Raw genomic sequence first — 23,763 nt, forward strand, 5'->3', positions numbered from 1 at the left:
GTTCACTGCCCACGCAACGCTCCATGGACGCGCTGCTGCAGTCCCTCGCCCCGCTGTTCGCCCCGGCGTTTGTCGCCTTCGGCAGCCCGATCAGCTGGACCGAACTCATCGCCTTCGTGCTGGCGGTGTGGATGGTGATCTGCAATATGCGCGTGCATGTACTGGCCTGGCCCCTGGCGCTGATCAGCTCGCTGCTCTACTTCCTGCTGTTCTGGAGCGGCAAGCTCTATGGCGAAGCCGCCCTGCAGATCGTCTTCGCCACGCTCGCGCTATGGGGCTGGTGGCAATGGCTACGCGGGCGCGATGAGCACGGCCACGCCCTGAAGGTGCGCATGATGAGTACACGCGCGCGCTGGGCTGCGCTGCTGCTGGTGCTCGCCGCCTGGCCGATGCTGGGCCTCTTCCTGGACAGCCAGACCGACTCGCCGGTGCCCTACTGGGATGCGCTGCCCACGGTAGCCAGTCTGCTCGGGCAATACCTGCTGGGCCGCAAGTACCAGGAGAACTGGGGCGTGTGGGTTCTGGTGAATGCTGTCAGCGTGACGCTGTTCGCCTACAAGGGCTACTGGCTCACGGTACTGCTCTACGCTGCCTTCATTCCGATGTCCATCGCCGGCTGGCGCGCCTGGCAGCGCCATTTGCTGCCTCGGCAGGCCTGAGGCCATGGCGGACCAGGCGCTGCGCATCGCCATCGTCGGCGCGGAGAGCACCGGCAAGAGCACGCTCGCCCAGGACCTGGCCCTGCGCCTGAAGGCGGACACCGGGCTGAGCTGCGCGTATGTCGGCGAGCAGCTGCGCGACTGGTGCGAGCGAGCCGCCCGTACGCCGCGCGCCGACGAGCAGGCGGCCATCGCCGGCGCGCAGGCGGCCGCCATCGACGCTGCGGCCGCCATGCACGATCTGGTCATCTGCGACACCACCCCGCTGATGACCGCCATCTACAGCGAGCTGCTGTTCGCCGACCTGAGTCTTCACGACAGCGCTCTCGCCTACCAGCGGCATTGCGCACTCACCTTGCTCACGGCGCTGGATCTACCCTGGGTGGCTGACGGACTGCAGCGCGACGGCCCGCATGTACGGCAGCCGGTCGATCGCGCGCTGCGCAGGGCGCTGTCCGGCGCCGGACTGGCCTGGTCCGTGGTCGCCGGCTCCGGACCCGCCCGCCTCGAAGCCGCGCTGAACGCCATCACGCCCTTGCTGCAGCACAGGCAAAGCCCGCGCCGCGGCCTGTTCACAAGGCTGCAACAGCGTCAGCAGAGCATGCCCGAGCTGGCCTGGTTCTGCCAGGACTGCGATGTGCCCGAGTGCGAGCACCTGAGCCTGCGTCGCCATCAGCGCGTGGGCTGAACGCCTCTACGCTTGACCCTGAACCCTGCGCCGAGCACACTGCGCCCGCCACCAAGCGCCAACGTTTGCCACTGGAGCCAATCGATGATCCGCCGCCTTCGCCTGCCAACCTTCCTGCCGCTGCTGGCTGCCGGCCTGCTGGCCGCCTGCGCGCCGCTGCAGCCCACTCAGGCACCTGTGACGCCGCTGGCGCTCAAGGTGCTGGCCATCAACGATTTCCACGGCAACCTCAAACCTTTCCCGGGCGGCATCCGCATCCGGGACGAACAGGACGCGAGCAAGAGCGTGACCGTCCCCGCTGGCGGTGCCGAACACCTGGCCACCGCCGTGGCCGAGCTGCGCAAGCGCAATCCCAACCATGTCTTCGTCGCCGCTGGCGACCTGATCGGCGCCAGCCCGCTGCTGTCTGCGCTCTTCCACGACGAACCCACCATCGAATCGCTGAGCCTGATGGGGCTGGACCTCAGTGCGGTGGGCAACCATGAGTTCGATGCCGGCCGCGACGAGTTGCTGCGTCGCCAGTACGGCGGCTGCCATCCCCTGCAGGGTTGCAAAGGCCCGACGGAGTTCAAGGGCGCGCGCTTCAAGTATCTGGCCGCCAGCACCTGGGACGAGCGCACCGGCAAGACGCTGCTGCCGGCCTACGACGTGCGCCACTTCGAGGGCATACCGGTCGGCTTCATCGGCTTGACGCTCAAGGACACGCCGCAGCTCGTCACACCGGCTGGCGTGGCCGGCCTGCGCTTCGACGACGAAGCCGAAACCGTCAATAAGCTGGTGCCCGAACTGCGCGCCCAGGGCATCGAATCCATCGTCGTGCTGATCCACGAAGGCGGCTACCCCACTGGCGACTACAACGAGTGCCCGGGCATCTCCGGCCCCATCGTCGACATCGTGAAGAAGCTCGACAAGGCGGTGGACCTCGTCGTCACCGGCCACACACACCGCGCCTATCAGTGCCAGATCGATGGCCGCCTGGTCACCAGCGGCGACAAGTACGGCACCATCGTCAGCGAGATCGATCTGCAGATCGACCGCAAGACCCGCGACGTGCTCAGCGCCAAGGCCAACAACGTGATCGTCCGCACCGCACAGTTCGCCAAGGACCCGGCGCAGACGCAGCTGATCGCCGCCTACGAGAAGCTGGCCGATCCGCTAGCGCGACGGGTGATCGGCCGCATCGACGCCAGTTTCACGCGTGAGAGCAGCCCGGCCGGCAGTACGGCCCTGGGTCAACTGATAGCCGACGCCCAGCTGGCCGCCACCGCCGCGCCGGCCGACGGCGGCGCCGTGGTCGCCTTCACCAACGCTGGCGGCGTTCGCGCCGACCTGCAGCGCAGCGCCACCGGCGAAGTCAGCTATGCCGAAGCCTACGCGGTGCAGCCCTTCACCAATATGCTGGTGACGATGACGCTCAGCGGCGAACAGATCGCAACGCTGCTCGAGCAGCAGTGGCGCGCCAGCGACGGACGCAGCATCTCGCCGCTGCAGGTTTCCAAGGGTTTCAGCTACGCCTGGGACAACAATCGCCCGGTTGGCAGCCGCGTCGTGCCCGGCAGCATCCGCCTCGACGGCAAGCCGCTGGACCCCAAAGCCGACTACCGCGTCACGGTGAACAGCTTCATGGCCAGCGGCGGCGATGGCTACCGGGTGCTCAACGAGGGGCGTGACCGCCGTACCGGCCTGATCGACCTGGAAGCCTTGGAACGCTACCTGAGCAGCCAAACCAGCCTGCGCCCGTCCGCCCTGGACCGCGTCACGCGCCTGAACTGAACGCCGAACGCCGGCGCGCTGCCGGCGCAATGGCGATCATTGCAGCGTGCGGTGATCGGGCTGCGCGGGCTTGCCGCTGAACAAGCCCGCAACATCGACGGCATCGAAGCGGTAATGCTTGCCGCAGAAGTCGCAGCCGACCTCGACATCGCCGCGCTCGACGATGATGCCGTCGACCTCTTCGCGGCCCAGGCTGACCAGCATCGCGCCGACGCGCTCGCGCGAGCATGAGCAGGCAAAGCGCGGACGCTGCGGTTCGAAGCGCTGCACGCGCTCCTGCCAGAACAGGCGGTGCAGCACCGTGTCCGCATCAAGCTGCAGCAGCTCCTCGCGCTGCAGGCTGCCCGCGAGGATGGAGACGCGGTTGAAGGCATCAGCCAGCTCCTCGCTCAACTCCGCATGGGTGCTGCCGCCCAGATTGGCCTCGCCCTGCACCGGCAGATGCTGGATCAGCATGCCGGCGGCGACCTGGTCGTCGGCGGCAAGCACCAGCTTGGTCTGCAGCTGCTCGCTCTGCAGCATGTAGTGCTCGATGACCTCGGCCATGTGCTGCAGCGGTCGGCCGTTCTCATCCTGCAGCGGCACGATGCCCTGGTAGGGCTGCTGGCCGGGCAGCTTGTCCTTGGGGTCCAGCGTGATCGCGCAACGACCCTGGCCGTGCACATTGAGCAGCTGCTGCAGGCCGGCGCCCTCGGCAACCTCGCCCACCACCTTGGCGGTGGCGCGATAGCTCAGGTCCTGCTGCACCTCGACGACGGCCAGCTTCACCGGTCCGTCGCCCATGATCTGCAGCACCAGCGCGCCGTTGAACTTGATGTTCGACTGCATCAAGACGGCAGCAGCGGCCATTTCGCCCAGCAGACGACGCACCTCGGCCGGGTAATGCTGATCCGGCTCGCGACGGCTCTGCAACTCGGTCCAGCTGTCGGTCAGGCGCACCAGCATGCCGCGCACCGGCAGGCCTTCGAAAAGAAACTTGTGCAATTCGCTCATCGAGGGCTCAGCCGATCTTCTTCAGTTCGGCTGCGTAGCGCTGGCCGTTGTTCACGTAATGCAGCGCGCTGAGCTTCAGCGCAGCCATCTGTTCCTGCGTCAGCTCGCGCACCGCCTTGGCCGGGCTGCCGATGATCAGCGAGCCGTCGGGAAACTCCTTGCCTTCGGTGACCAGCGCGCCGGCGCCGACCAAGCAGTTCTTGCCGATGCGTGCGCCGTTGAGCACGATGGCGCCGATGCCGATCAGCGAGTTCTCGCCGACGGTGCAGCCGTGCAGCATGACCTGGTGGCCGACGGTGACGTTCTCACCCAGCTGCAGCGGAAAGCCCGTGTCGGCATGCAGCACCGAGCCGTCCTGGATATTGCTGCCGGCGCCGATGTTCAGCGCATCGCTGTCACCGCGCAGCACGGCGTTGAACCAGATGCTGACATCCTCGCCCAGGGTGACGCGCCCGATCACCTGGGCACTGTCGGCCACCCAGGCCGACGCGGGGACGACGGGCGTGTGTACGCCCAATTGATAGACAGCCATCGAGTTCTCTCTTGCGGGGCGCGGCCCCAGGCGATGCGACAAGGCCGATCGCTCGGCCAAAGGGATAATTGTAAGAATGGAAGTCCGTCACCGTGCGCTGCAGGTCTTGTGCATAGCTCCGCCCGCCGAGAAGGCGGCCGCGGCACGGGCGCTCTACGAGGATCTGCTGGCCGGGCGCGCGCCGCTGGACCCGGCGGCCATCTATGCGCGACCCGAGGGCGTGCCAGGCCGTCCGGAGCGGCCTCGCCTGGTGCCCACGCTGCAGGTGCCCAAGCGCTCGCCCTTCACGACCGAAGGCCGCGCCGCGCTGCTGCACGCCATCGCCCACATCGAGTTCAACGCGATCAACCTCGCGCTCGATGCGGCATGGCGTTTCGCCGGCATGCCGCCTGAGTACTACCGCGACTGGCTGCGCGTAGCTTCCGAGGAAGCCCTGCATTTCAGCCTGCTGCAGGAGCACCTGCAGAGTCTGGGCCATGTCTACGGCGATTTCGACGCCCACGACGGCCTGTGGTCCATGGCCGAGCGCACCGCAGGCGACGTGCTCGCGCGCATGGCCCTGGTGCCGCGCACGCTGGAAGCCCGCGGCCTGGACGCCACGCCGCCGCTGCAGGCCAAGTTCGCGCGGGCCGGCGACCAGCGCGCGGTGGAGATCCTCGACGTGATCCTGCGCGACGAGATCGGCCATGTGGAGATCGGCAACCGCTGGTACCGGCAGCTGTGCCGCGAGCGCGGCCTGGACCCGGTGGCGATCTACCCGGGCCTGGTCAAGCAGTACGAGGCGCCGCGGCTGCGTCCGCCCTTCAATCTGCGCGCCCGCGGCGCCGCCGGCTTCAGCGAGGAAGAACTCGCCTATCTGCAGGCCGGCTGAGGCCGGGCCCGGCAGGCCTGCGCCACGACGCCACTGACGACAGCGGTTGCGCCCCGGAGCAGCCCTTCCTCCACCCAAGACATCCATTTCTCCGCCTCTCCCGTGTCCCGCATCCAAGCCAATCTGCTGCTCACCTTCATCGCCCTGATCTGGGGCTCGGCCTTCGTCGCGCAAAGCCATGGCATGGCCGATATCGGACCGATGGCCTTCACCGGCGTGCGCTTCCTGATCGGCACGCTGGTGGTTGCGCCGCTGATGTGGCGCGAATGGCGCTCGCTGGGCCGACAGCAGCGCACGCTCGAACGCGGCGACGCCGCCAAGATCGCCGGCCTGGGCGCGCTGCTGCTGCTGGGCGCCGCGATGCAGCAGATCGGCATCGTCAGCACCACCGTCACCAACGCCGGCTTCCTCACGGCCCTTTATGTGCCACTGGTGCCGCTGCTGGGCTGGCTGCTGCTGCGACATCTGCCGCACTGGAGCGTCTGGCCGGCCGCGCTGGCCTGCCTGATGGGGGCCTTCCTTCTCTCTGGCGCGCATGAGCTGAACATCGGCACCGGCGACCTCTGGGTGATCGCCTCGTCCCTGCCCTGGGCCCTGCATGTGCTGCTGGTCGGCCGCGTGGCCGACCGCATGGCCGCGCCCTTCCTGGTGGCGGGCGGTCAGTTCTTCGTCTGCGGCCTGCTCGCCCTCGTCTGGTCCCTCTTCTACGAGCCCTTCGGCTGGGCCTCGCTGCAGGCAGCGGCGCTGCCCATCCTCTACACCGGCATCCTGTCCGTCGGCGTGGCCTTCACCGCCCAGGTGGTGGCGCAGCGCTATGCGCATGCCGCCGACGCGGCGATCATCCTCTCGTCCGAAACGCTGTTCGCCGCACTGTTCGGCTATCTGCTGATGGGCGACCGGCTCAGCGCCGCCGGCCTGCTGGGCTGCGCGCTGATCCTGGCCAGCATGCTGGCCATCCAGCTCGCGCCGCTGCTGCGGCTGCGGCGCAGCAGTCTGTCATAGGGTTTTCACCAAGCACTGCCAGACTTCAGGCCATGCCATCGCTCCAGATGGAACCAGGGAGATAGAGCATGAGCCGCCTGCAGCAGATCCTCGCCGTGACCCGCCAGTACCTTGGCCTGCCCGACAAGCCGCTGCGCCGCCAGCCGATCGCGCTGCGCTGAAGCGCCCGCCCGGGCTACGCAGGCTCAGAGTTCGAATGCCGTCGTGCGCTTGATGGTGCGCAGCACCAGCATCGAGTTGGACCGCGCGACCTCGGGCAGTTGCATCAACACCTGCGTGTGGAAGCGCTCCAGGTCCTCGGCGTCCTTGTAGGCGAAGCGGATCAGGTAGTCGTTGGTGCCGGCGACGTAGAAGCAGTCCAGCACCTCGGGGCTGTCGCGCACCGCCTGCTCGAAGGCATCGAGGGCCGCCGTGGTCATGCGTTCCAGGTTGATGATCGAATAGCAGGTGCCCTGCTTGCCGACCGCCTTGGGATTGAGCAGCGCCACATAGCCGGCGATCACGCCGGCCTCCTCAAGCGCCTTGACCCGGCGCAGACAGGCCGATGGCGACAGATGCACCCGCTGCGCCAACTCCACGTTGGAGAGTCGGCCATCGTGCTGCAGTTCGTTCAGGATGACGCGGTCGATCGCATCCAGTTGCACTTCTGAGCTCATGTTTTGAATGTTGTGCGGCTTGACGGTCATCCTACCGCACGAAATTGCATAAGCTGGGGTTTGCCCAGGCCCAAGGCGCCCGCACATTGCGCGGCGGCCTGACTAGACTCTTCGCTCATTGGGCAGGCGCATACTGAGGGCCTGCCCCACCGTATCCCGGAGTTAGCGATCCATGAGTCTCACACCGCCCAACGCGCTCGACGCGTACTGGATGCCGTTCACGGCGAACCGCCAGTTCAAGAAATCGCCCCGCCTGCTGACGCGCGCCGACGGCATGTATTTCCAGGACGACAAGGGGCGGCAGGTGCTCGATGGCATCGCCGGACTGTGGTGCGTCAATGCCGGCCACAACCGCCCGAAGATCGTCGAGGCGATCCAGAAGCAGGCAGCCGAGCTGGACTTCGCGCCGCCCTTCCAGATGGCCCACCCCAAGGCCTTCGAACTGGCCGAGCGCCTGGCGCAGATCACGCCGGCAGGTCTGAACAAAGTCTTCTATACCAATTCGGGCTCCGAGTCGGTCGAGACCGCGCTGAAGATGGCGATCGCCTACCACCGCGTGCGCGGTGAAGGTGCGCGCACCCGCCTGATCGGCCGCGAGCGCGGCTACCACGGCGTCAACTTCGGCGGCATCTCGGTCGGCGGCATCGTCGCCAACCGCAAGATGTTCGGCACCATGCTGGCCGGCGTCGACCACATCCGCCATACGCATGACCCGGCGCGCAATGCCTTCTCGGTGGGCCAGCCGGCCCATGGCGCCGAGTTCGCCGACGACCTGGAGAAGCTCATCGCGCTGCACGACGCCAGCACCATCGCCGCGGTGATCGTCGAGCCGGTGGCTGGCTCCACCGGTGTGCTGATTCCGCCGCAGGGCTATCTGCAACGCCTGCGCGAGATCTGCGACAAGCACGGCATCCTCTTGATCTTCGACGAGGTCATCACCGGCTTCGGCCGCACCGGCAATCCCTTCGCGGCGCAGACCTTCGGCGTCACGCCCGACCTGATGACGGTGGCCAAGGGCCTGACCAATGGCTGCGTGCCCATGGGCGCGGTGTTCGCCAAGCAAGGCATCTACGACGCCTTCATGAACGGCCCCGAGCACCTGATCGAGTTCTTCCACGGCTACACCTACTCGGCCCACCCGTTGGCCTGCGCTGCCGCTCTGGGCACGCTGGACACCTATGCCGAGGAAGGCCTGCTGACCCGCGCCAGCGAGATGCAGGACTACTTCGCCAAGGCGCTGCATTCGCTCAAGGGCGAGCCGCATGTGATCGACGTGCGCAATATGGGCCTGGTCGGCGGCATCGAGCTGGCCTCGCTGCCGGGCGAGCCGGCCAAGCGCGCTTTCAACGTCTTCCTGGACTGCTGGGAGCAAGGCGTGCTGATCCGCACCACGGGCGACACCGTCGCGCTGTCACCGCCGCTGATCATCGAGCACGCGCACATCGATCGCATCATCGACACGGTGCGCACCGCGCTGCGCCGCGTCGCCTGAAGCGACCCCATCCATCGACCCACGCCGCACCCCGAGGGACTGCCTAGCGCCTACGCATCATGAGCCTGCTGAACATCGACCGCGAGCTGACGCGCGATTCCTACTACGTGGCCACCGCGCTGCGCACGCAGGACTTCCCGCCACTGCAAGGGACACAGCAGGCCGATGTGGCCATCGTCGGCGGCGGGCTCGCCGGCCTCTCGGCAGCGCTGGAGCTGAGCCGTCGCGGCATGAGCGTGGCGCTGCTCGAGGCCGGCCAGGTGGGCGGCGGTGCCTCGGGCCGCAATGGTGGCCAGGCCATCCACGGCCTGGCCTGCGACCAGAGCACCATCGAGGATCAACTGGGACTCGACGAAGCCAAGCGCATCTGGGCGATGAGCCTGGAGGCGCTGGACCTGATCCGCGAGCGCTGCGCCGAGTTCGCGATCGACTGCGAATGGCAGGACGGCTACCTGGGCCTGGCCACCAGCGAGCGCAAGGCGCGCGAGCTGCGCGACTGGGCCGACCGCATCGCCAACGTCTACGGCTATCCCTTGCGCTGGATCGACCATGCCGAGATCCGCAGCTGGATAGACAGCCCGCGCTTCCATGCCGGGGTGCACGATGCGCGCTCCGGACATCTGCATCCGCTCAAGTACAGCCTGGGGCTGGCGCGCGCCGCTAGCAGCCTGGGTGCGCGCGTGTTCGAGCACAGCCCGGTTACCGCGCTGGAGCACGGCGACACCGTGACGCTGCGCACCGCCCAGGGCCAGCTGCGCGCCAAGCAGGTGCTGCTGGCCGGCAATGTCTACCTGCCCGAGATCGCACCCGACATCGCGGCACAGATCGGTGCGCTCATCATGCCGGTTGGCACCTACATCGTCTGCAGCGATCCGATCGACGAGGAGCGGCTGCGCGCACTGATCCCCAGCCGCAGCGCGGTGTGCGACACCAACTTCGTGCTCGACTACTTCCGCCCCACCGCCGACGCGCGGCTGCTCTACGGCGGCCGGGTCAGCTACAGCACGGTGACGCCACGCTCGCTGATGGACAGCATGCGCAAGCGCCTGCTGCTGTCCTTCCCGCAGTTGCAGGACGTGGGCATGCAATATGCGTGGGGTGGTTTCGTGGATATCTCGATGAACCGCGCCCCCGACTTCGGCCGCCTCGGGCCTGAGCGCAACGTCTACTACCTGCAAGGCTTCTCCGGCCACGGCCTGGCGCTGACCGGCCTGGCCGGCCGTATCGTCGCCGAAGCCATGCACGGCGATGCCAGCCGCTTCGATACCTTTGCCAAGCTGCGCCACCGCCCCTTCCCGGGCGGCCGCCTGCTGCGCACGCCAGCCCTGGTGCTGGGCATGGCGTACTACCGACTGAAGGACATGCTGTGAGCAGCACCTCCAAACAGAAACCCGTCGTGCTCGTGCCGGCCTGCAACCGCATGATGGGCGATCACCCCTTTCACATGGCCGGCAAGAAGTACATCGATGCGGTGCGCCTGGCCGGCTGCCTGCCGCTGATCGTGCCGTCCTCGACACCCGAGGAGCTCGACGGACTGCTGGACCTGGCCGATGGCGTGCTGCTCACCGGCTCGCAGTCGAATGTGCACCCCAGCCACTTCGACGAAGAGGTGCACAACCCGGCGCTGCCGCTGGACCCGACGCGCGACCAGTGGACGCTGCCCTTGATCCCCAAGGCCATCCTGCGCGGCATGCCGCTGTTCGCGATCTGCCGCGGCTTCCAGGAAGCCAACGTCGCCTTGGGCGGCTCGCTGCACCAGGCCGTGCAGGAGCAGCCCGGTCTGGCCGACCACCGCGCTCCGCCCGAGCAGCCGCCGGAGATCGCCTATGCCGAGCAGCATGCGATCCAGGTGCTGCCCGGCGGCGCGCTGGAGAAGCTGCTGGGCCATCGCCAGGTGCAGGTGAATTCGCTGCACGGCCAGGGCGTGAAGACGCTGGCGCCGGGTCTGCGCATCGAGGCGGTGGCGCCCGATGGACTGGTCGAGGCCTTCACCGTCGAGGCCGCGCGCGGCTTCACGATGTGCGTGCAATGGCACCCGGAATGGCAGGCGGCGAGCAACCCCGTCTCGATGACCCTGTTCCAGGCCTTCGGCAAGGCCTGCCGCGACTACCACGAACAGCTCAAGGAACCGCGGCACGACTACAAGCGCGATCCCGAGACCTAGTGCCGCCATCCCCTCCCCCGCGCTAGCAATCCCCAACCCGGTCAAGCAGTCCGGGCCAAGACCAGAAGACGACGAAAGAGGTGAAACATGGTGGACAGAAACGAATTCACGTTCAGCGAACTCGAACAGTGGTTCCGCGAGCATCGCGTGACCGAGATCGAGTGCCTGGTGCCGGACCTGACCGGTGTGGCCCGCGGCAAGATCCTGCCGCGCGAGAAATTCACCGAGGACCGCGGCATGCGGCTGCCCGAGGCCGTGGTGGCCATGGGCGTGACCGGCGAGTTCCCCGAGGAAGGGCCGTACTACGACGTCATCAGCCCGACCGACCACGACATGCATCTGCGCCCCGACCCGACGACGGCGCGCATCGTGCCCTGGGCGGTGGACCCGACCGCGCAGATCATCCACGACTGCTTCGACCGCCACGGCAATCTGGTGCCCTTCGCGCCGCGCTCGGTGCTGCGACGCGTCTGCGAGCTCTACGCCGCCGAGGGCTGGGACCCGGTGGTCGCGCCCGAGCTCGAGTTCTATCTGGTCGCCCGCAACACCGACCCCGACATGCCGCTGAAGCCGCCGATCGGCCGCAGCGGCCGCGCCGAGACCTCGCGCCAGGCCTACTCGATCGACGCGGTCAACGAGTTCGACCCGCTGTTCGAGGACGTCTATGCCTACTGCGAGAAGATGGAGCTCAACGTCGACACGCTGATCCACGAGATCGGCGCCGGCCAGATGGAGATCAACTTCTTCCACGCCCATCCGCTGGGCCTGGCCGACGAGGTGTTCTTCTTCAAGCGCACCGTGCGCGAGGCCGCGCTGCGCCACGACATGTTCGCCACCTTCATGGCCAAGCCGATCGCCGGCGAGCCGGGCAGCGCGATGCATGTGCACCAGAGCGTGGTTGACCAGCGCACCGGGCGCAACCTGTTCAGCAACGAGGATGGCAGCGCGTCCAAGGAGTTCTACTGGTACATCGGCGGGCTGCAGAAATACATTCCGGCCGCGATGGCGCTGTTCGCCCCCTATGTGAACAGCTACCGCCGCCTGGCGCGCTTCACCGCCGCGCCGATCAACATCCAGTGGGGCACCGACAACCGCACGGTGGGCATCCGCTCGCCGGTGGCGCCGCCGGCAGCGCGGCGCATCGAGAACCGCGTCATCGGCGCCGACGCCAACCCCTATGTGGCGCTGGCCGCGACGCTGGCCTGCGGCTACCTGGGCATCAAGAACCGCGTCGAGCCCACGCCCGAGTGCAAGGGCGACGCCTACCTGGGCGACTACCAGCTGCCGCGCAGCCTGGGCGAGGCGCTGGAGAAGCTGCGCGCCGAGAAGGACCTCGCGGCCGTACTGGGCGAGGCCTTCGTCACCGTCTACAGCGAGGTCAAAGAGATCGAGCACGCCGAGTTCATGAAGGTGATCTCGCCGTGGGAACGTGAGCATCTGCTGCTGCACGTCTGAGCAAAGGAATCGAGCAAGCCATGAGCACCGTGATCAACGAAGTCCGCCCCGGCCAGCAGGCCGCGGCCCGCAGCACCCAGGCCTGGCAGCAGGCCGACTCCAAGCACTTCATCCACCCCTTCACCGACCATGCCGGTCTGGCCAAGAAGGGTGCGCGCATCATCACCCGCGCCGAGAACATCTATCTGTGGGACAGCGAGGGCCGCAAGATCCTCGACGCGATGAGCGGCCTGTGGTGCGTCAACGTCGGCTACGGCCAGCAGAGCCTGATCGACGCCGCGACGCGCCAGATGAAAGAACTGCCCTTCTACAACGCCTTCTTCCAGACCAGCACCACGCCGGCGATCGAACTGGCCGAGCTGCTGGCCGAGGTCTCGCCGCCGCAGTTCAACAAGGTCTTCTACACGAGCTCCGGCTCGGAAGGAAACGACACCGTGGTGCGTCTCGTGCGCCATTATTGGGCGTCGCTGGGCCAGCCTGAGCGCAAGGTGATCATCAGCCGCATCAACGGCTACCACGGCTCCACGATGGCTGGTGCCTCGCTGGGCGGCATGAGCGGCATGCATGCGCAGGGCGGCCTGCCCATCCCCGATATCGTGCATATCGGCCAGCCGCACTGGTTCGAGTCGGGGCGCGACATGAGCCGCGAGGACTTCGGCATCAAGGCTGCGCGCTGGCTGGAGGACAAGATCCTCGCCGTCGGACCCGAGCGTGTCGCCGCCTTCATCGGCGAGCCGGTGCAAGGTGCCGGCGGCGTGATCGTGCCGCCATCGACCTACTGGCCCGAGATCCAGCGCATCTGCGACAAGTACGGCATCCTGCTGGTCAGCGACGAGGTGATCTGCGGCTTCGGTCGCACCGGCAACTGGTTCGGCTGCGAAACCATGGGCTCCAAGCCCGACCTGATGACCTTCGCCAAGGGCGTCACCTCGGGCTACATCCCGCTGGGCGGCGTGATGGTGTCGGACCGGGTGGCCGACGTGATCACCACCCACGGCGAGTTCGCGCATGGCTTCACCTACTCCGGCCATCCGGCGGCTTGCGCGGTGGCGGTGGCCAATCTGCGCCTGATCCAGCAACTCAACCTGGTCAGCCACGTCAAGCACAACATCGGCCCGCACCTGGCGCAGCGCTTCGCCGAGCTGGCGGACCATCCGCTGGTCGGCGAGGTGCAGACCTGCGGAATGATGGGCGCGGTGCAGCTGGTCAAGGACAAGGCTTCGGGCACGCAGTTTGCAAGCGATCTCGAGGTCGGCATGCTCTGCCGCGCCCACTGCTTCGGCAACGGGCTGATCATGCGCGCCGTCGGCGACCGCATGATCGTCGCCCCGCCGTTGGTGATGACCCGCGAGCAGGTCGACGAGATGGCAGCCCTGATCCGCCGCTGTCTCGACCTGACACTGGCCGAACTGCAGCAAAAGGGCTGGCTGTGAGCAAAGACACAGGGTTTTGGGGCATGCCAACAAGCATCCCGACACCCTAGACTGACCCGAACATTCCCCGTCTCGTCCCCAACCTCGATAACCGCCCACGAACTCTTCGGAGAGCCCCATGACATCCAAGCTTTCGCGTCGCCTGAGCAAGTCCACCCTCGGTCTCGTCGTCGCTGCCTGCGCCACCCTGCTGGGTGGACATGCACAGGCCCAGGAAGAACCCAAGGTGCTCAACATCTACAACTGGAGCGACTACATCGCCGAGGACACGCTGCGCAACTTCGAGAAGGAGACCGGCATCAAGGTCCGCTACGACAACTTCGACAACAACGAAATCGTCCACGCCAAGCTGGTGGCAGGCAAGACCGGCTACGACATCGTCGTGCCCTCGTCCTACTGGGCCAAGCTGCAGGCCGACGGCGGCCTGCTGCGCAAGATCGACAAGAGCCTGCTGCCCAACTACAAGAACCTCGATCCGACGGTGCAGGCCCAGCTGGCCAAGCTGGACCCGGGCAACGAGTACATGGTGAACTGGCTCTGGGGCTTCACCACCGTGGGCATCAACGTCGACAAGGTCAAGGCGGCGCTTGGCAGCATGCCCATGCCCGACAACGCCTGGGACCTGGTCTTCAAGCCCGAGTACATCAGCAAGCTCAAGAGCTGCGGCGTGAGCTTCCTCGATTCCGCCACCGAGGTCATTCCGGCCGCACTGCACTATCTGGGCAAGCCGGCCTACAGCCGCAACCAGGCCGACTACGGCGCCGTGCCTGCGCTGCTCAAGTCCATCCGTCCGCACGTGACGCTGTTCAGCTCCTCGGGCTACATCAACGACATGGCCAACGGTTCGATCTGCGTGGCACTGGGCTGGTCGGGCGACATCAACATCGCCCGTCAGCGCGCCATCGACGGCAAGACCGGACAGAACATCCAGGCGCTGATCCCCAAGACCGGCGGCCTGATCTTCATGGATGTGATGGTGATCCCTGCCGATGCGCCGCACCCCAACAACGCGCACAAGTTCATCAACTACATCCTGCGTCCCGAGGTGCACGCCAGCCTGACCAACAAGGTCTTCTACGCCAATCCGAACAAGGAATCCAAGAAGTTCATCAAGCCCGAGGTGGCCAACAACCCGACGGTGTTCCCCAGCGATGCCGACATGAGCAAGATGGCAGCGCCCGACGCGATCAACAACGATGTGCGGCGCACGATGACGCGCATGTACACCTCGTTCAAGACCGGTCTTTGATCTGCTCGACGAAGAACAGCCGATACGGGAGGGTGGCCGCATGAGCAGCACGGGCGCAACGACGCCGCAGCCATATCTGCAGATCCAGGATGTCGTGAAGGACTTCGGCGGCGGCGCCGTCGCCGTCAATCACGTCAGCCTGGACATCGCCAAGGGCGAGATCTTTGCGCTGCTGGGCTCGTCCGGCTGCGGCAAGACCACCCTGCTGCGCATGCTCGCCGGCTTCGAGACGCCGAGCAGCGGTCGCATCGTGCTCAACGGGCAGGACCTGGCCACCATGCCGGCGCACAACCGGCCGATCAACATGATGTTCCAGAGCTATGCGCTCTTCCCGCATCTCAGCGTGTGGGACAACATCGCCTTCGGTCTGCGCCGCGAGGGCATGGCCAAGGACCTGATCGCCGAGCGGGTCGAGGCCATGCTCAAGCTGGTGCAGCTCGGCAAGTTCGCCAAGCGCAAGCCGCACCAGCTCTCCGGCGGGCAGCAGCAACGGGTGGCCCTGGCGCGCAGCCTGGCCAAGCGCCCGCAGCTGCTGCTGCTGGACGAGCCGCTGGGCGCACTGGACAAGAAGCTGCGCGAGGAAACGCAGATCGAGCTGGTCAACATCATCGAGGAAGTCGGCGTCACCTGCGTGATGGTCACCCACGATCAGGAAGAGGCGATGACCATGGCCTCGCGCATCGCGGTGATGAGCGAGGGACGCATCCTGCAGGTGGGCGCACCGTCGGAGATCTACGAAACACCGGCGACGCGCTTCGTGGCCGACTTCATCGGCAACGTCAATCTGATGGACGGCAGCCTGACCGTGGACCAGCCCGATCACGTCGTCATCGACTGCGCCGACTGCCGCCACTATGTGGGCCACGGCATCACCGGCACGCAAGGCATGCCGGTGACGGTGGCGCTGCGGCCGGAGAAGATCCATCTCTCGCGCAGCAAACCTGCGGACGAGTTCAACACCGTGAAGGGCGTGGTCCAGGATCTGTCCTATTTCGGCAGCTACACCGTCTATCACCTCAAGCTCGCCAGCGGCGCGCTGCTCAAGGTGTCGATGAGCAATGTGCAGCGGCATCGCGAAGACGAGATCAGCTGGGGCGACGAGGCCTGGGCGCACTGGTCTCGCAACGCCCATGTGGTGCTGACTCAGTAGGCCCGCGAAGCGACCCTCACCATGGCAGCCACACCCTCGAACCACGGCAAGCGCAGCAGCTGGCTGCAGCGACTGCGCGGTCTGGCCAGCGGCCGCAGCGCAGTGATCGCCATCCCCTACGGATGGCTCCTGCTCTTCTTCGCCCTGCCCTTCCTGATCGTGCTGAAGATCAGCGTCTCCGAGATGGAGACGGTGCACTTCAAGGATCTGGTGCGTTACGCCGACGGCCTGCTGCAGGTGACGATCAAGCTGAGCAACTACGTCTTCATCACCCAGGATGACCTGTACTTCAAGGCCTATCTGACCAGCCTGAAGTTCGCCGCCTACACCACGCTGGGCTGTCTTTTCATCGGCTACCCCTTTGCCTACTTCATGGCCCGGGCCAAGCCGGGCCTGCAGCCCGCCTTGCTGATGCTGGTGATGCTGCCGTTTTGGACGTCCTTTCTGCTGCGCGTCTATGCCTGGAAAGGGCTGCTCTCGGAGCACGGCTGGGCGGCCGAGGTGATCGTCGCGCTGGGTCTGGACAAGCTGCTGCTGGCCAGCGGCCTGATCAGCTCGCCCGGCATGCTGATGAACACGCCCTTCTCGCTGCTGCTGGGCATGATCTACACCTACCTGCCCTTCATGATCCTGCCGCTGTACGCCAACCTGTCCAAGATGGACATGCGGCTACTCGAGGCGGCAGCGGACCTGGGGGCCACACCCTGGGTCGCGTTCTGGAAGATCACCGTGCCGCTGTCCAAGGCCGGCATCATCGCCGGCTCGATGCTGGTCTTCATCCCTTGCGTCGGCGAGTTCGTCATCCCCGAGCTGCTCGGCGGCCCGCAGACGCTGATGATCGGCCGCGTGCTCTGGGACGAGTTCTTCAGCAACAACGACTGGCCCATGGCGTCGTCTGTGGCGGTGGTGATGATCCTGCTGATCCTCGTGCCACTGGCGCTGTTCAACAAGTACCAGGCCGAGGCTCAGGGAGGTCGCTCATGAGCGGCACCACCTCGACCGCGATGACGCGCTGGTTCAGCCGCGGCTGGCTCGCGGCCGGCTTTGCCTTCCTGTACCTGCCCATCCTGGCGCTGATCGTCTACTCCTTCAACGATTCGGTCGTGCCTTCGAAGTGGGGCGGCTTCACACTGAAGTGGTATGCGCAGCTGGCCAGCGATCGCGAGATGCTCGCCGGTCTGTGGCTGTCCTTGAAGATCGCCTTCTTCACCGCCTGTGCCTCGGTGGTGCTGGGCACCTTCGCGGCATTTGCACTGGTCAAGTACAAGCGCTTCAAGGGCCGCACACTCTTCGCCGGCATGGTCAACGCGCCGCTGGTGATGCCGGAAGTCATCGTCGGCCTGTCGCTGCTGCTGATGCTGGTCTCGATGCAGCGCGCACTGGGCTTCCCGGAGCGCGGCATGCTGACCATCTGGATGGGTCATCTGCTGCTGGGCATGGCCTATGCCACGGTGGTGGTGCAGGCGCGACTGTCTGAGCTCAACCCGCAGCTCGAGGAGGCTGCGCTGGACCTGGGCGCCCGCCCGCATCAGGTCTTCTATCTCGTCACGCTGCCCATGATCGCGCAGGCGCTGATGTCGGCCTGGCTGCTGACCTTCACGCTCTCGCTGGACGACGTCGTGCTCTCCGCCTTCTTGTCCGGCCCCGGCGCCACCACCATGCCGCTGGTGATCTTCTCGCGCGCCAGGCTGGGCCTGTCGCCCAGCATCAATGCGGTGGCCACGCTGATCATCGTCACCGTCTCGATCGGCGTCATCGTCGCCAGCTACATGATTGCCCGCGCCGAGCGGCGCCGCGCGCAGGACATGGCCGCGGCGCAGCGCGGCGGCTGAACACTGCAGTCCCCTTCAATCAACGACACACCGGCACAACATCAACCCAGAGGAGTTCCGCATGAAAGCCCCCCAGCTCGCCGCCCTGACCCTCGCCCTTGCAGCTGCCTTCGGCGGCAGCGCGCAAGCCCAGAGCAATGAGGATCTGCTCAAGGAACTGCGCGCACTGCGCGACCGCGTCTCGCAGCTCGAGAACAAGCTGAAGGCCGCTGAGGCCGCCAAGCCTGCAGCCACGCAGCCGCAGTGGGGCATGACACCCGACCAGGTGCGCGAATTCAACCGCATCGCGGTGAAGACCGAGGCGCTCGAGGATGCGCAGGAGGCGATGGGCCAGAAGGGTCTGAAGATCAGCGGCTACATGGAGCCGAGCTATATCTACAACCGTGCGCAGAACCGCGCCGGCTTCCAGTTCCTCAACAACGTCGGCGACGATGGCTACAACTACGACAACAGCTACTTCGGCACCGCAGCCATCGAGTTCCTCAAGGAAACCGAATCGGGCACACGCTTCAAGCTGACGCTGAGCCCGAACCGCGGCACCGACAGCGTGATCGGCAACGGCGGCATCGTGCAGGAAGCCAGCGTCTCCATTCCCCTGGGCGACCTGCAGACCCGCGCGATCGCCGGCCATTTGCCCGACTGGTCCGGCTACGAGTACCAGCAGCCCACGCTGAACAAGCTGATCACCCACAACCTGCTGTTCGATTTCACGCTGCCGACCACCTACACCGGCGCCGGCATCGAGCTGACACGCGGCAAGTGGCTGACCAAGGCCGTGCTCGCCAACATGAACGCGTCGAAGAACGGCGCCGGCGAAAAGGCACCGGTGTTTGCCTATCGCGTCGACTACGCGCGCGGCGAGTTCCAGGGCTTCGGCTTCGCCGGTGTGCACGGCAAGGCCGCGAATCTGGTCGGCGGCACCGCCAATACGGCGCTCAACCTGTTCGAGTTCGATGCCTACTTCATCCGCGGCGATTGGACCGTGCAGGGGCAGATCAGCGTTGGCCAGCAGAAGAAGGCCTCGATCACGCCTGATCCGGTCACCGGCGAGCTGCGCGACGCGAAGTGGTTGGGCCTGTCGGCGCTGGCAGCCTACAAGTTCACGCCGCAGCTCGAGGGCATCGTGCGTGCCGATTACCTGAAGAATGACAAGAACGGCGGCGGCCTGCTCGGCTATGGCGCGGACAACCGCAACGGCATCGGCCCCGAAGTGCTGGGCTACGACGCGCTGACTGGCGACCTGCTCTACGGCGACACCGAGAAGGGAGCCAACCGCACCGCGATCTCCTTCGGCCTCGGCTACGCCTACAACCTGGCCACCAGCTTCAAGCTGGAGTACCGCCTGGATCGCGCCAACGTTCCGGTGTTCGCGCATGTGAAGGACGGCAGCTTCCGCAAGAGCAACAGCCTGTTCGGCGCGTCGGTGGTGGTGAAGTTCTGAGGTCGCTATGAGCAGTGGCAGCACCAGCAGTAGCGCCATCGACTGGCACGCGCGGGCCGCGCAGTTGCGCATCGACGGCCGCGCGCTGATCGCCGGCAGGCGCGTGGACGCCGTGGCCGGAGCGCAGTTCGACTGCATCTCGCCCATAGACGGCCGCAACATCGGCCGCATCGCGCGCGGCCAGGCGGCCGACATCGATGCGGCAGTCGCCGCGGCGCGCGCCGCCTTTGCCGACGGACGGTGGGCATCGCGACCGCCCGCAGCACGCAAGAAGGTGCTGCAACGCTTCGCCGAGCTGATCCTGGCCGCCAAGGACGAGCTGGCGCTGCTGGAGACGCTGGACATGGGCAAGCCCATCCAGTACGCGCTGAAGGTGGACGTTCCGGCCACCGCGCGCTGCATCGCCTGGTATGCCGAGGCCATCGACAAGGTCTACGACGAGATCGCACCCACCGGCCACGACGCGCTGGCACTGATCCAGCGCGAGGCCATGGGCGTGATCGGCGCCATCGTGCCCTGGAACTACCCGATGATCATGGCCTCGTGGAAGCTGGGACCGGCGCTGGCAGCAGGCAACTCGGTGGTACTCAAGCCCAGCGAGAAGTCGCCGCTGACCGCGCTGCGCCTGGCCGAAATCGCGCTGGAAGCCGGCATCCCCGAAGGCGTGTTCAACGTCGTGCCCGGCTACGGCCACGAGGCGGGCGAGGCGCTGGCGCTGCACATGGATGTGGACGCGGTCGGCTTCACCGGCTCGACGCGCGTGGGCCGCAAGATGCTCGAGTACGCGGGCCGCTCCAACCTCAAGCGCGTCTACAACGAGCTCGGCGGCAAATCGGCCTTCGTCGTCTTCCCCGACTACGAGGACATCGCACTGGCGGCCAAGACCGTGGCCGGCAGCATGTTCTTCAACCAGGGCGAGAGCTGCAATGCACCCTCGCGCGTGTTCGTGCACGAGAGCATTGCCGACGACTTCGTCGCCACGCTCAAAGCCGAGGCGCCCAGGTACCAGCCTGCCGATCCGCTCGATGCGAAGACGGTGATGGGTGCCCTGGTCGACGACGGTCAGCTGCGCACCGTGATGAGCTACATCGAGGCCGGCCTGAACGAAGGCGCCACGGCGGTGACCGGTGCCCGCCAGGCCAGGGCAGAAACCGGCGGCTACTACGTCGAGCCCACGGTGTTCGCCAGCGCGAGCAACCAGATGAGGATCGCCCGCGAAGAGATCTTCGGGCCGGTGATGACGGTGATCCGTTTCAAGGACGAGGCCGAGGCGGTGGCCATGGCCAACGATTCCAGCTACGGTCTGCAGGCAAGCGTCTGGAGCAGCAACATCGACCGCGCTCACCGCGTCGCCCGCCAGCTGCGCGCCGGTACCGTGCATGTCAACCAGTACGACGAGGACGACATCACCGTGCCCTTCGGCGGCTACAAGCAGAGCGGCAACGGTCGCGACAAGTCGCTGCATGCTTTCGACAAGTACACCGAGCTCAAGACCACCTGGATCAAGATCCGCACCGCCTGAACGTTTTCTGCTGCGCCACCGCCAGGCGTCGTTGGCCGGTGCTGGGACTCCTAACGTACAAGAAGTACGTTCCGGTTCCTGCGCGCCGTCCGCCTAGCCTGGCAGCGGCTCGCAACGGAAACGCCCAGGCGCAAGAAGCCGAGGACCCCCGTGCAAGAACTGCAAGACCGACTGCGCGCCGCTGGCGTGCACACGCTGCTGGCGCAGTTCACCGACATCCACGGCGTGGCGCGCGGCAAGTACCTGCCGCTGCATCAGCTGGATGTGCTGCTCGCGGACGGTGCTGGCTTCTCCGGCCCGTCGATCTGGGGCACGGGACTGGCGCGCACCGGCGCGCGCAGCGAGTACTGGGGCCGAGGCGACGCGGCCACCGCGCAGCCGCTGCCCTGGATGCCCGGCTACGCGCGCCTGGCCTGCGACGGCTTCGTCGACGGCCAGCCCTTCGACGCCTGCCCGCGACAGGTGCTGCGCCGCGCCGAAGCCAGGCTTGCTGAACGGGGCTGGCAGCTTCGCACCGGCATAGAGCCTGAGTTCTTTCTGCTCAAGCGAGATGCGCAGCGCGGATTCGTCCCCCTGGACGATGCCGACCGTCTGGACAAGCCCTCCTACGACCTCAAATCGCTGCCGCGTCAGGCCGCGCTGCTGCACGAACTGCGCTGCGCGCTCGAGGACTGTGGCCTGAGCGTGCTGCAGATCGACCATGAAGACGCGCACAGCCAGTACGAGCTGAATTTCGTCTACGACAGGGCCCTGGTCAGCGCCGATCGCCTGATGCTGTTCAAGCTGGCCGCACAGGCGATCGCCGAGCAGCATGGCGCGCTGTTCTCGATGATGCCCAAGCCTTTCGCCGACCAGCCCGGCAGCGGCATGCATTTCCATGTTTCGCTGTGGGCGGGCGAAGGCACGGATGCGCGATGCCTGTTCGCCGGCAGCGAGGGCCAGACCCTGATGCGCCAGTTCATCGCGGGCGTGCTCGACCATGCGCCGGCGCTGTGCGCGCTGGCAGCGCCGACTGTGAACAGCTACAAGCGCCTGACGGTCGGCGAGTCGATCTCCGGCACCACCTGGGCGCCAGCCTATGTCGCCCACGGCCCCAACAACCGCACGGCGCTCGTGCGTACGCTGCCGGGCCGCTTCGAATGGCGGCTACCCGATGCCTCAGCCAACCCCTATCTCGCCACCGCTGCCTTGATCGCCGCCGGCCTGGACGGCATCGACCGCGGCTTGCTGCCGCCGCAGGCCTGCGAGGACGATCTGTTCGCACTCTCGCTGGCAGAGATCCGCGAGCGTGGCATCTCGCTACTCCCGCAGAGCCTGAGCGAAGCGCTCGACGCGCTGGAGGGCGACACCGTCGTGCGCGCGGCCCTGGGCCAGTCGCTGAGCAGCCAGTTTCTCGCCATCAAGCGCGACGAATGGCTGGCCTACGCCCGCCATGTCAGCGATTGGGAGCTCCAGCGCTACGCGACAGCGTTCTGACGCTGCAGCGGGCCGGCGCCGGGGCGGCTGGCTGACGCGGCGACGGAGTCGCCATGCGCATGCCTATGCAGGCGTGAGCGGCGGCTGCGGCTACCATCCCCCGCGCCGTGCCCTCCATCGCCAGACCCGCACTGACCGAGATCGAGCTGCAACATGACCGCTGCTGACCAGACCGACCGCAGTCCCTGGTCGGTTTTTCTGATCTTCCTTCGGCTCGGCCTGACCTCCTTTGGAGGCCCGATCGCCCACCTTGGCTACTTCCGCGATGAGTTCGTGACGCGACGGCGGTGGCTGAGCGAGGGCAGCTATGCGGAACTGGTCGCCCTCTGCCAGTTCCTGCCTGGACCGGCCAGCAGCCAGGTCGGCATCGCGCTCGGGCTCTCGCGATCGGGCTATGCCGGTGCCTTGGCCGCGTGGGCCGGCTTCACGCTGCCCTCGGCCATCGCGCTGATGCTGTTCGCAATCGGCCTGGCCAATCACGCCGACGCCCTACCGTCCGGCGCACTGCACGGATTGAAGGTGGTGGCCGTGGCCGTGGTCGCACAAGCCGTGTGGGGAATGGCGCGCGCCCTCTGCCCAGACGTGCCGCGCATCACCATCATGGCGGCGGCAACCTGCTTCCTGCTGCTGGTACCCACTGCCTGGGGGCAGATGGCAGTTATCGCCCTGTCAGCGATCCTCGGCCTGCTGCTGTTCAAGCCCCAGCAGCAGACCACGCATGAGTTCTTGCCGATCACGATACGGCGTCGCGTCGGCCTGCTCTGGCTGGCGCTGTTCCTCGCCTTGCTGATCGGCCTGCCCGTGCTGGCAAGCCGGCTCCCGAGTCAGACGCTGTCGATGGTGGAGGCCTTCTATCGCGTCGGCGCACTGGTCTTCGGCGGCGGCCATGTGGTGCTGCCACTGCTGCAAGCGGAACTCGTACCGATTGGCTGGGTCGACCAAGACACCTTCCTGGCCGGCTATGGTGCGGCCCAGGCCATCCCTGGCCCCTTGTTCACCTTCGCGGCCTTTCTCGGCGCATCGATGCAGCAGTCGCCCACCGGCTGGACAGGCGGCTTGATCTGCCTGCTGGCGATCTTTGCCCCTGCCTTCCTGCTCGTCGCGGGCACGCTGCCGTTCTGGGACAGCTTGCGACGCCACACCCGGACGCAGGCAGCCTTGCTGGGCGTCAACGCTGCCGTGGTCGGTGTCCTGCTCGCGGCGCTCTACCAGCCGGTGTGGACCACTGCCGTCCAGGCACCGCAGGACTTCGGCTTGGCTCTGCTGGCGCTTGTCGCATTGATGTTTTGGAAGCTGCCGCCATGGCTCGTCGTGCTCGGCAGCGGCCTAGCCGGGTGGCTGTTGGCCCTGGTTCACTGAGCGATACGCCGGCCCC

At 66.8% G+C, this 23,763-nt stretch carries 21 protein-coding genes; 18 read left to right on the forward strand and 3 right to left on the reverse strand.

Annotated elements, in window-relative coordinates; translation table 11 throughout:
• The first annotated feature begins 23 nt into the window (after positions 1-23).
• From pnuC to AC2EBS_RS05340, 3 genes are all read left to right on the forward strand, one after another.
• On the forward strand, positions 24-659 hold the full coding sequence (gene pnuC / locus AC2EBS_RS05330; RefSeq protein WP_484727321.1) for a nicotinamide riboside transporter PnuC: 636 nt from the start codon (positions 24-26) through the stop codon (positions 657-659).
• A 4-nt stretch (positions 660-663) separates the two neighbouring features.
• Positions 664-1,347, forward strand: coding sequence for an AAA family ATPase (locus tag AC2EBS_RS05335; RefSeq protein ID WP_484727322.1), 684 nt, complete (start codon positions 664-666; stop codon positions 1,345-1,347).
• 84 nt (positions 1,348-1,431) lie between these two features.
• Entirely contained in the window at positions 1,432-3,120 is a 1,689-nt protein-coding gene (locus AC2EBS_RS05340) for a bifunctional metallophosphatase/5'-nucleotidase (protein ID WP_484727323.1), read from the forward strand.
• Between the two features lie 36 nt (positions 3,121-3,156).
• On the opposite strand, the gene hslO is transcribed toward AC2EBS_RS05340, so the two are convergent.
• Both hslO and AC2EBS_RS05350 read right to left on the reverse strand, forming a co-directional pair.
• Complete coding sequence (gene hslO / locus AC2EBS_RS05345; protein WP_484727324.1) at positions 3,157-4,113, reverse strand: Hsp33 family molecular chaperone HslO; 957 nt, start codon at positions 4,111-4,113, stop codon at positions 3,157-3,159.
• Positions 4,114-4,120: 7 nt separating this feature from the next.
• The gene (locus AC2EBS_RS05350; protein WP_484727325.1) at positions 4,121-4,645 is read right to left on the reverse strand and encodes a gamma carbonic anhydrase family protein; all 525 of its coding nucleotides are present in this window, start codon (positions 4,643-4,645) and stop codon (positions 4,121-4,123) included.
• Positions 4,646-4,721: 76 nt separating this feature from the next.
• On the opposite strand from AC2EBS_RS05350, the gene AC2EBS_RS05355 reads away from it, so the two are divergent.
• Complete coding sequence (locus tag AC2EBS_RS05355) at positions 4,722-5,516, forward strand: ferritin-like domain-containing protein (protein ID WP_484727326.1); 795 nt, start codon at positions 4,722-4,724, stop codon at positions 5,514-5,516.
• A gap of 102 nt (positions 5,517-5,618) precedes the next feature.
• Positions 5,619-6,518, forward strand: coding sequence for a DMT family transporter (locus tag AC2EBS_RS05360; protein ID WP_484727327.1), 900 nt, complete (start codon positions 5,619-5,621; stop codon positions 6,516-6,518).
• Between the two features lie 185 nt (positions 6,519-6,703).
• On the opposite strand, the gene AC2EBS_RS05365 is transcribed toward AC2EBS_RS05360, so the two are convergent.
• Positions 6,704-7,174: an Lrp/AsnC family transcriptional regulator gene (locus tag AC2EBS_RS05365; protein ID WP_484727328.1), complete on the reverse strand. Its 471-nt coding sequence runs from the start codon at positions 7,172-7,174 to the stop codon at positions 6,704-6,706.
• A 172-nt stretch (positions 7,175-7,346) separates the two neighbouring features.
• On the opposite strand from AC2EBS_RS05365, the gene aptA reads away from it, so the two are divergent.
• From aptA to chrA, 13 genes are all read left to right on the forward strand, one after another.
• Positions 7,347-8,666, forward strand: a complete 1,320-nt coding sequence (aptA, locus tag AC2EBS_RS05370; protein WP_484727329.1) for an omega-aminotransferase AptA — start codon at positions 7,347-7,349, stop codon at positions 8,664-8,666.
• A 59-nt stretch (positions 8,667-8,725) separates the two neighbouring features.
• On the forward strand, positions 8,726-10,036 hold the full coding sequence (locus AC2EBS_RS05375; RefSeq protein ID WP_484727330.1) for an NAD(P)/FAD-dependent oxidoreductase: 1,311 nt from the start codon (positions 8,726-8,728) through the stop codon (positions 10,034-10,036).
• Positions 10,033-10,830, forward strand: coding sequence for a gamma-glutamyl-gamma-aminobutyrate hydrolase family protein (locus AC2EBS_RS05380; RefSeq protein WP_484727331.1), 798 nt, complete (start codon positions 10,033-10,035; stop codon positions 10,828-10,830). The genes AC2EBS_RS05375 and AC2EBS_RS05380 overlap by 4 nt, the downstream gene beginning before the upstream one ends.
• A gap of 87 nt (positions 10,831-10,917) precedes the next feature.
• Positions 10,918-12,285, forward strand: coding sequence for a glutamine synthetase family protein (locus AC2EBS_RS05385; protein ID WP_484727332.1), 1,368 nt, complete (start codon positions 10,918-10,920; stop codon positions 12,283-12,285).
• 20 nt (positions 12,286-12,305) lie between these two features.
• Complete coding sequence (locus tag AC2EBS_RS05390; protein WP_484727333.1) at positions 12,306-13,718, forward strand: aspartate aminotransferase family protein; 1,413 nt, start codon at positions 12,306-12,308, stop codon at positions 13,716-13,718.
• A gap of 118 nt (positions 13,719-13,836) precedes the next feature.
• Complete coding sequence (locus AC2EBS_RS05395; protein ID WP_484727334.1) at positions 13,837-14,967, forward strand: polyamine ABC transporter substrate-binding protein; 1,131 nt, start codon at positions 13,837-13,839, stop codon at positions 14,965-14,967.
• Between the two features lie 40 nt (positions 14,968-15,007).
• The gene (locus tag AC2EBS_RS05400; protein ID WP_484727335.1) at positions 15,008-16,117 is read left to right on the forward strand and encodes an ABC transporter ATP-binding protein; all 1,110 of its coding nucleotides are present in this window, start codon (positions 15,008-15,010) and stop codon (positions 16,115-16,117) included.
• Between the two features lie 21 nt (positions 16,118-16,138).
• Positions 16,139-17,101 carry an ABC transporter permease subunit gene (locus tag AC2EBS_RS05405; protein WP_484727336.1) on the forward strand — a complete coding sequence of 321 codons (963 nt, stop codon included), beginning with the start codon at positions 16,139-16,141 and terminating at the stop codon, positions 17,099-17,101.
• Entirely contained in the window at positions 17,098-17,949 is an 852-nt protein-coding gene (locus tag AC2EBS_RS05410) for an ABC transporter permease (protein WP_484727337.1), read from the forward strand. The genes AC2EBS_RS05405 and AC2EBS_RS05410 overlap by 4 nt, the downstream gene beginning before the upstream one ends.
• Before the next feature lie 61 nt (positions 17,950-18,010).
• Complete coding sequence (locus AC2EBS_RS05415) at positions 18,011-19,390, forward strand: DUF3138 family protein (RefSeq protein ID WP_484727338.1); 1,380 nt, start codon at positions 18,011-18,013, stop codon at positions 19,388-19,390.
• A gap of 7 nt (positions 19,391-19,397) precedes the next feature.
• Entirely contained in the window at positions 19,398-20,912 is a 1,515-nt protein-coding gene (locus tag AC2EBS_RS05420) for an aldehyde dehydrogenase (RefSeq protein ID WP_484727339.1), read from the forward strand.
• A 150-nt stretch (positions 20,913-21,062) separates the two neighbouring features.
• Positions 21,063-22,388 (forward strand): type III glutamate--ammonia ligase, encoded by a 1,326-nt coding sequence (gene glnT, locus AC2EBS_RS05425; RefSeq protein ID WP_484727340.1) that lies wholly within the window; start codon positions 21,063-21,065, stop codon positions 22,386-22,388.
• Between the two features lie 153 nt (positions 22,389-22,541).
• Positions 22,542-23,747: a chromate efflux transporter gene (gene chrA, locus AC2EBS_RS05430; RefSeq protein WP_484727341.1), complete on the forward strand. Its 1,206-nt coding sequence runs from the start codon at positions 22,542-22,544 to the stop codon at positions 23,745-23,747.
• Positions 23,748-23,763: the final 16 nt, after the last annotated feature.

The sequence above is a fragment of the Roseateles sp. T103 genome (assembly GCF_057219915.1).

What these genes read in the sequence shown, in the direction of transcription:
- pnuC (WP_484727321.1), top strand. Translation starts at nt 24, where the DNA reads ATGGACGCGCTGCTGCAGTCCCTCGCCCCGCTGTTCGCCCCGGCGTTT.
- AC2EBS_RS05335 (WP_484727322.1), top strand. Translation starts at nt 664, where the DNA reads ATGGCGGACCAGGCGCTGCGCATCGCCATCGTCGGCGCGGAGAGCACC.
- AC2EBS_RS05340 (WP_484727323.1), top strand. Translation starts at nt 1,432, where the DNA reads ATGATCCGCCGCCTTCGCCTGCCAACCTTCCTGCCGCTGCTGGCTGCC.
- hslO (WP_484727324.1), bottom strand. Translation starts at nt 4,113, where the DNA reads ATGAGCGAATTGCACAAGTTTCTTTTCGAAGGCCTGCCGGTGCGCGGC.
- AC2EBS_RS05350 (WP_484727325.1), bottom strand. Translation starts at nt 4,645, where the DNA reads ATGGCTGTCTATCAATTGGGCGTACACACGCCCGTCGTCCCCGCGTCG.
- AC2EBS_RS05355 (WP_484727326.1), top strand. Translation starts at nt 4,722, where the DNA reads ATGGAAGTCCGTCACCGTGCGCTGCAGGTCTTGTGCATAGCTCCGCCC.
- AC2EBS_RS05365 (WP_484727328.1), bottom strand. Translation starts at nt 7,174, where the DNA reads ATGAGCTCAGAAGTGCAACTGGATGCGATCGACCGCGTCATCCTGAAC.
- aptA (WP_484727329.1), top strand. Translation starts at nt 7,347, where the DNA reads ATGAGTCTCACACCGCCCAACGCGCTCGACGCGTACTGGATGCCGTTC.
- AC2EBS_RS05375 (WP_484727330.1), top strand. Translation starts at nt 8,726, where the DNA reads ATGAGCCTGCTGAACATCGACCGCGAGCTGACGCGCGATTCCTACTAC.
- AC2EBS_RS05385 (WP_484727332.1), top strand. Translation starts at nt 10,918, where the DNA reads ATGGTGGACAGAAACGAATTCACGTTCAGCGAACTCGAACAGTGGTTC.
- AC2EBS_RS05390 (WP_484727333.1), top strand. Translation starts at nt 12,306, where the DNA reads ATGAGCACCGTGATCAACGAAGTCCGCCCCGGCCAGCAGGCCGCGGCC.
- AC2EBS_RS05395 (WP_484727334.1), top strand. Translation starts at nt 13,837, where the DNA reads ATGACATCCAAGCTTTCGCGTCGCCTGAGCAAGTCCACCCTCGGTCTC.
- AC2EBS_RS05400 (WP_484727335.1), top strand. Translation starts at nt 15,008, where the DNA reads ATGAGCAGCACGGGCGCAACGACGCCGCAGCCATATCTGCAGATCCAG.
- AC2EBS_RS05405 (WP_484727336.1), top strand. Translation starts at nt 16,139, where the DNA reads ATGGCAGCCACACCCTCGAACCACGGCAAGCGCAGCAGCTGGCTGCAG.
- AC2EBS_RS05410 (WP_484727337.1), top strand. Translation starts at nt 17,098, where the DNA reads ATGAGCGGCACCACCTCGACCGCGATGACGCGCTGGTTCAGCCGCGGC.
- AC2EBS_RS05415 (WP_484727338.1), top strand. Translation starts at nt 18,011, where the DNA reads ATGAAAGCCCCCCAGCTCGCCGCCCTGACCCTCGCCCTTGCAGCTGCC.
- AC2EBS_RS05420 (WP_484727339.1), top strand. Translation starts at nt 19,398, where the DNA reads ATGAGCAGTGGCAGCACCAGCAGTAGCGCCATCGACTGGCACGCGCGG.
- chrA (WP_484727341.1), top strand. Translation starts at nt 22,542, where the DNA reads ATGACCGCTGCTGACCAGACCGACCGCAGTCCCTGGTCGGTTTTTCTG.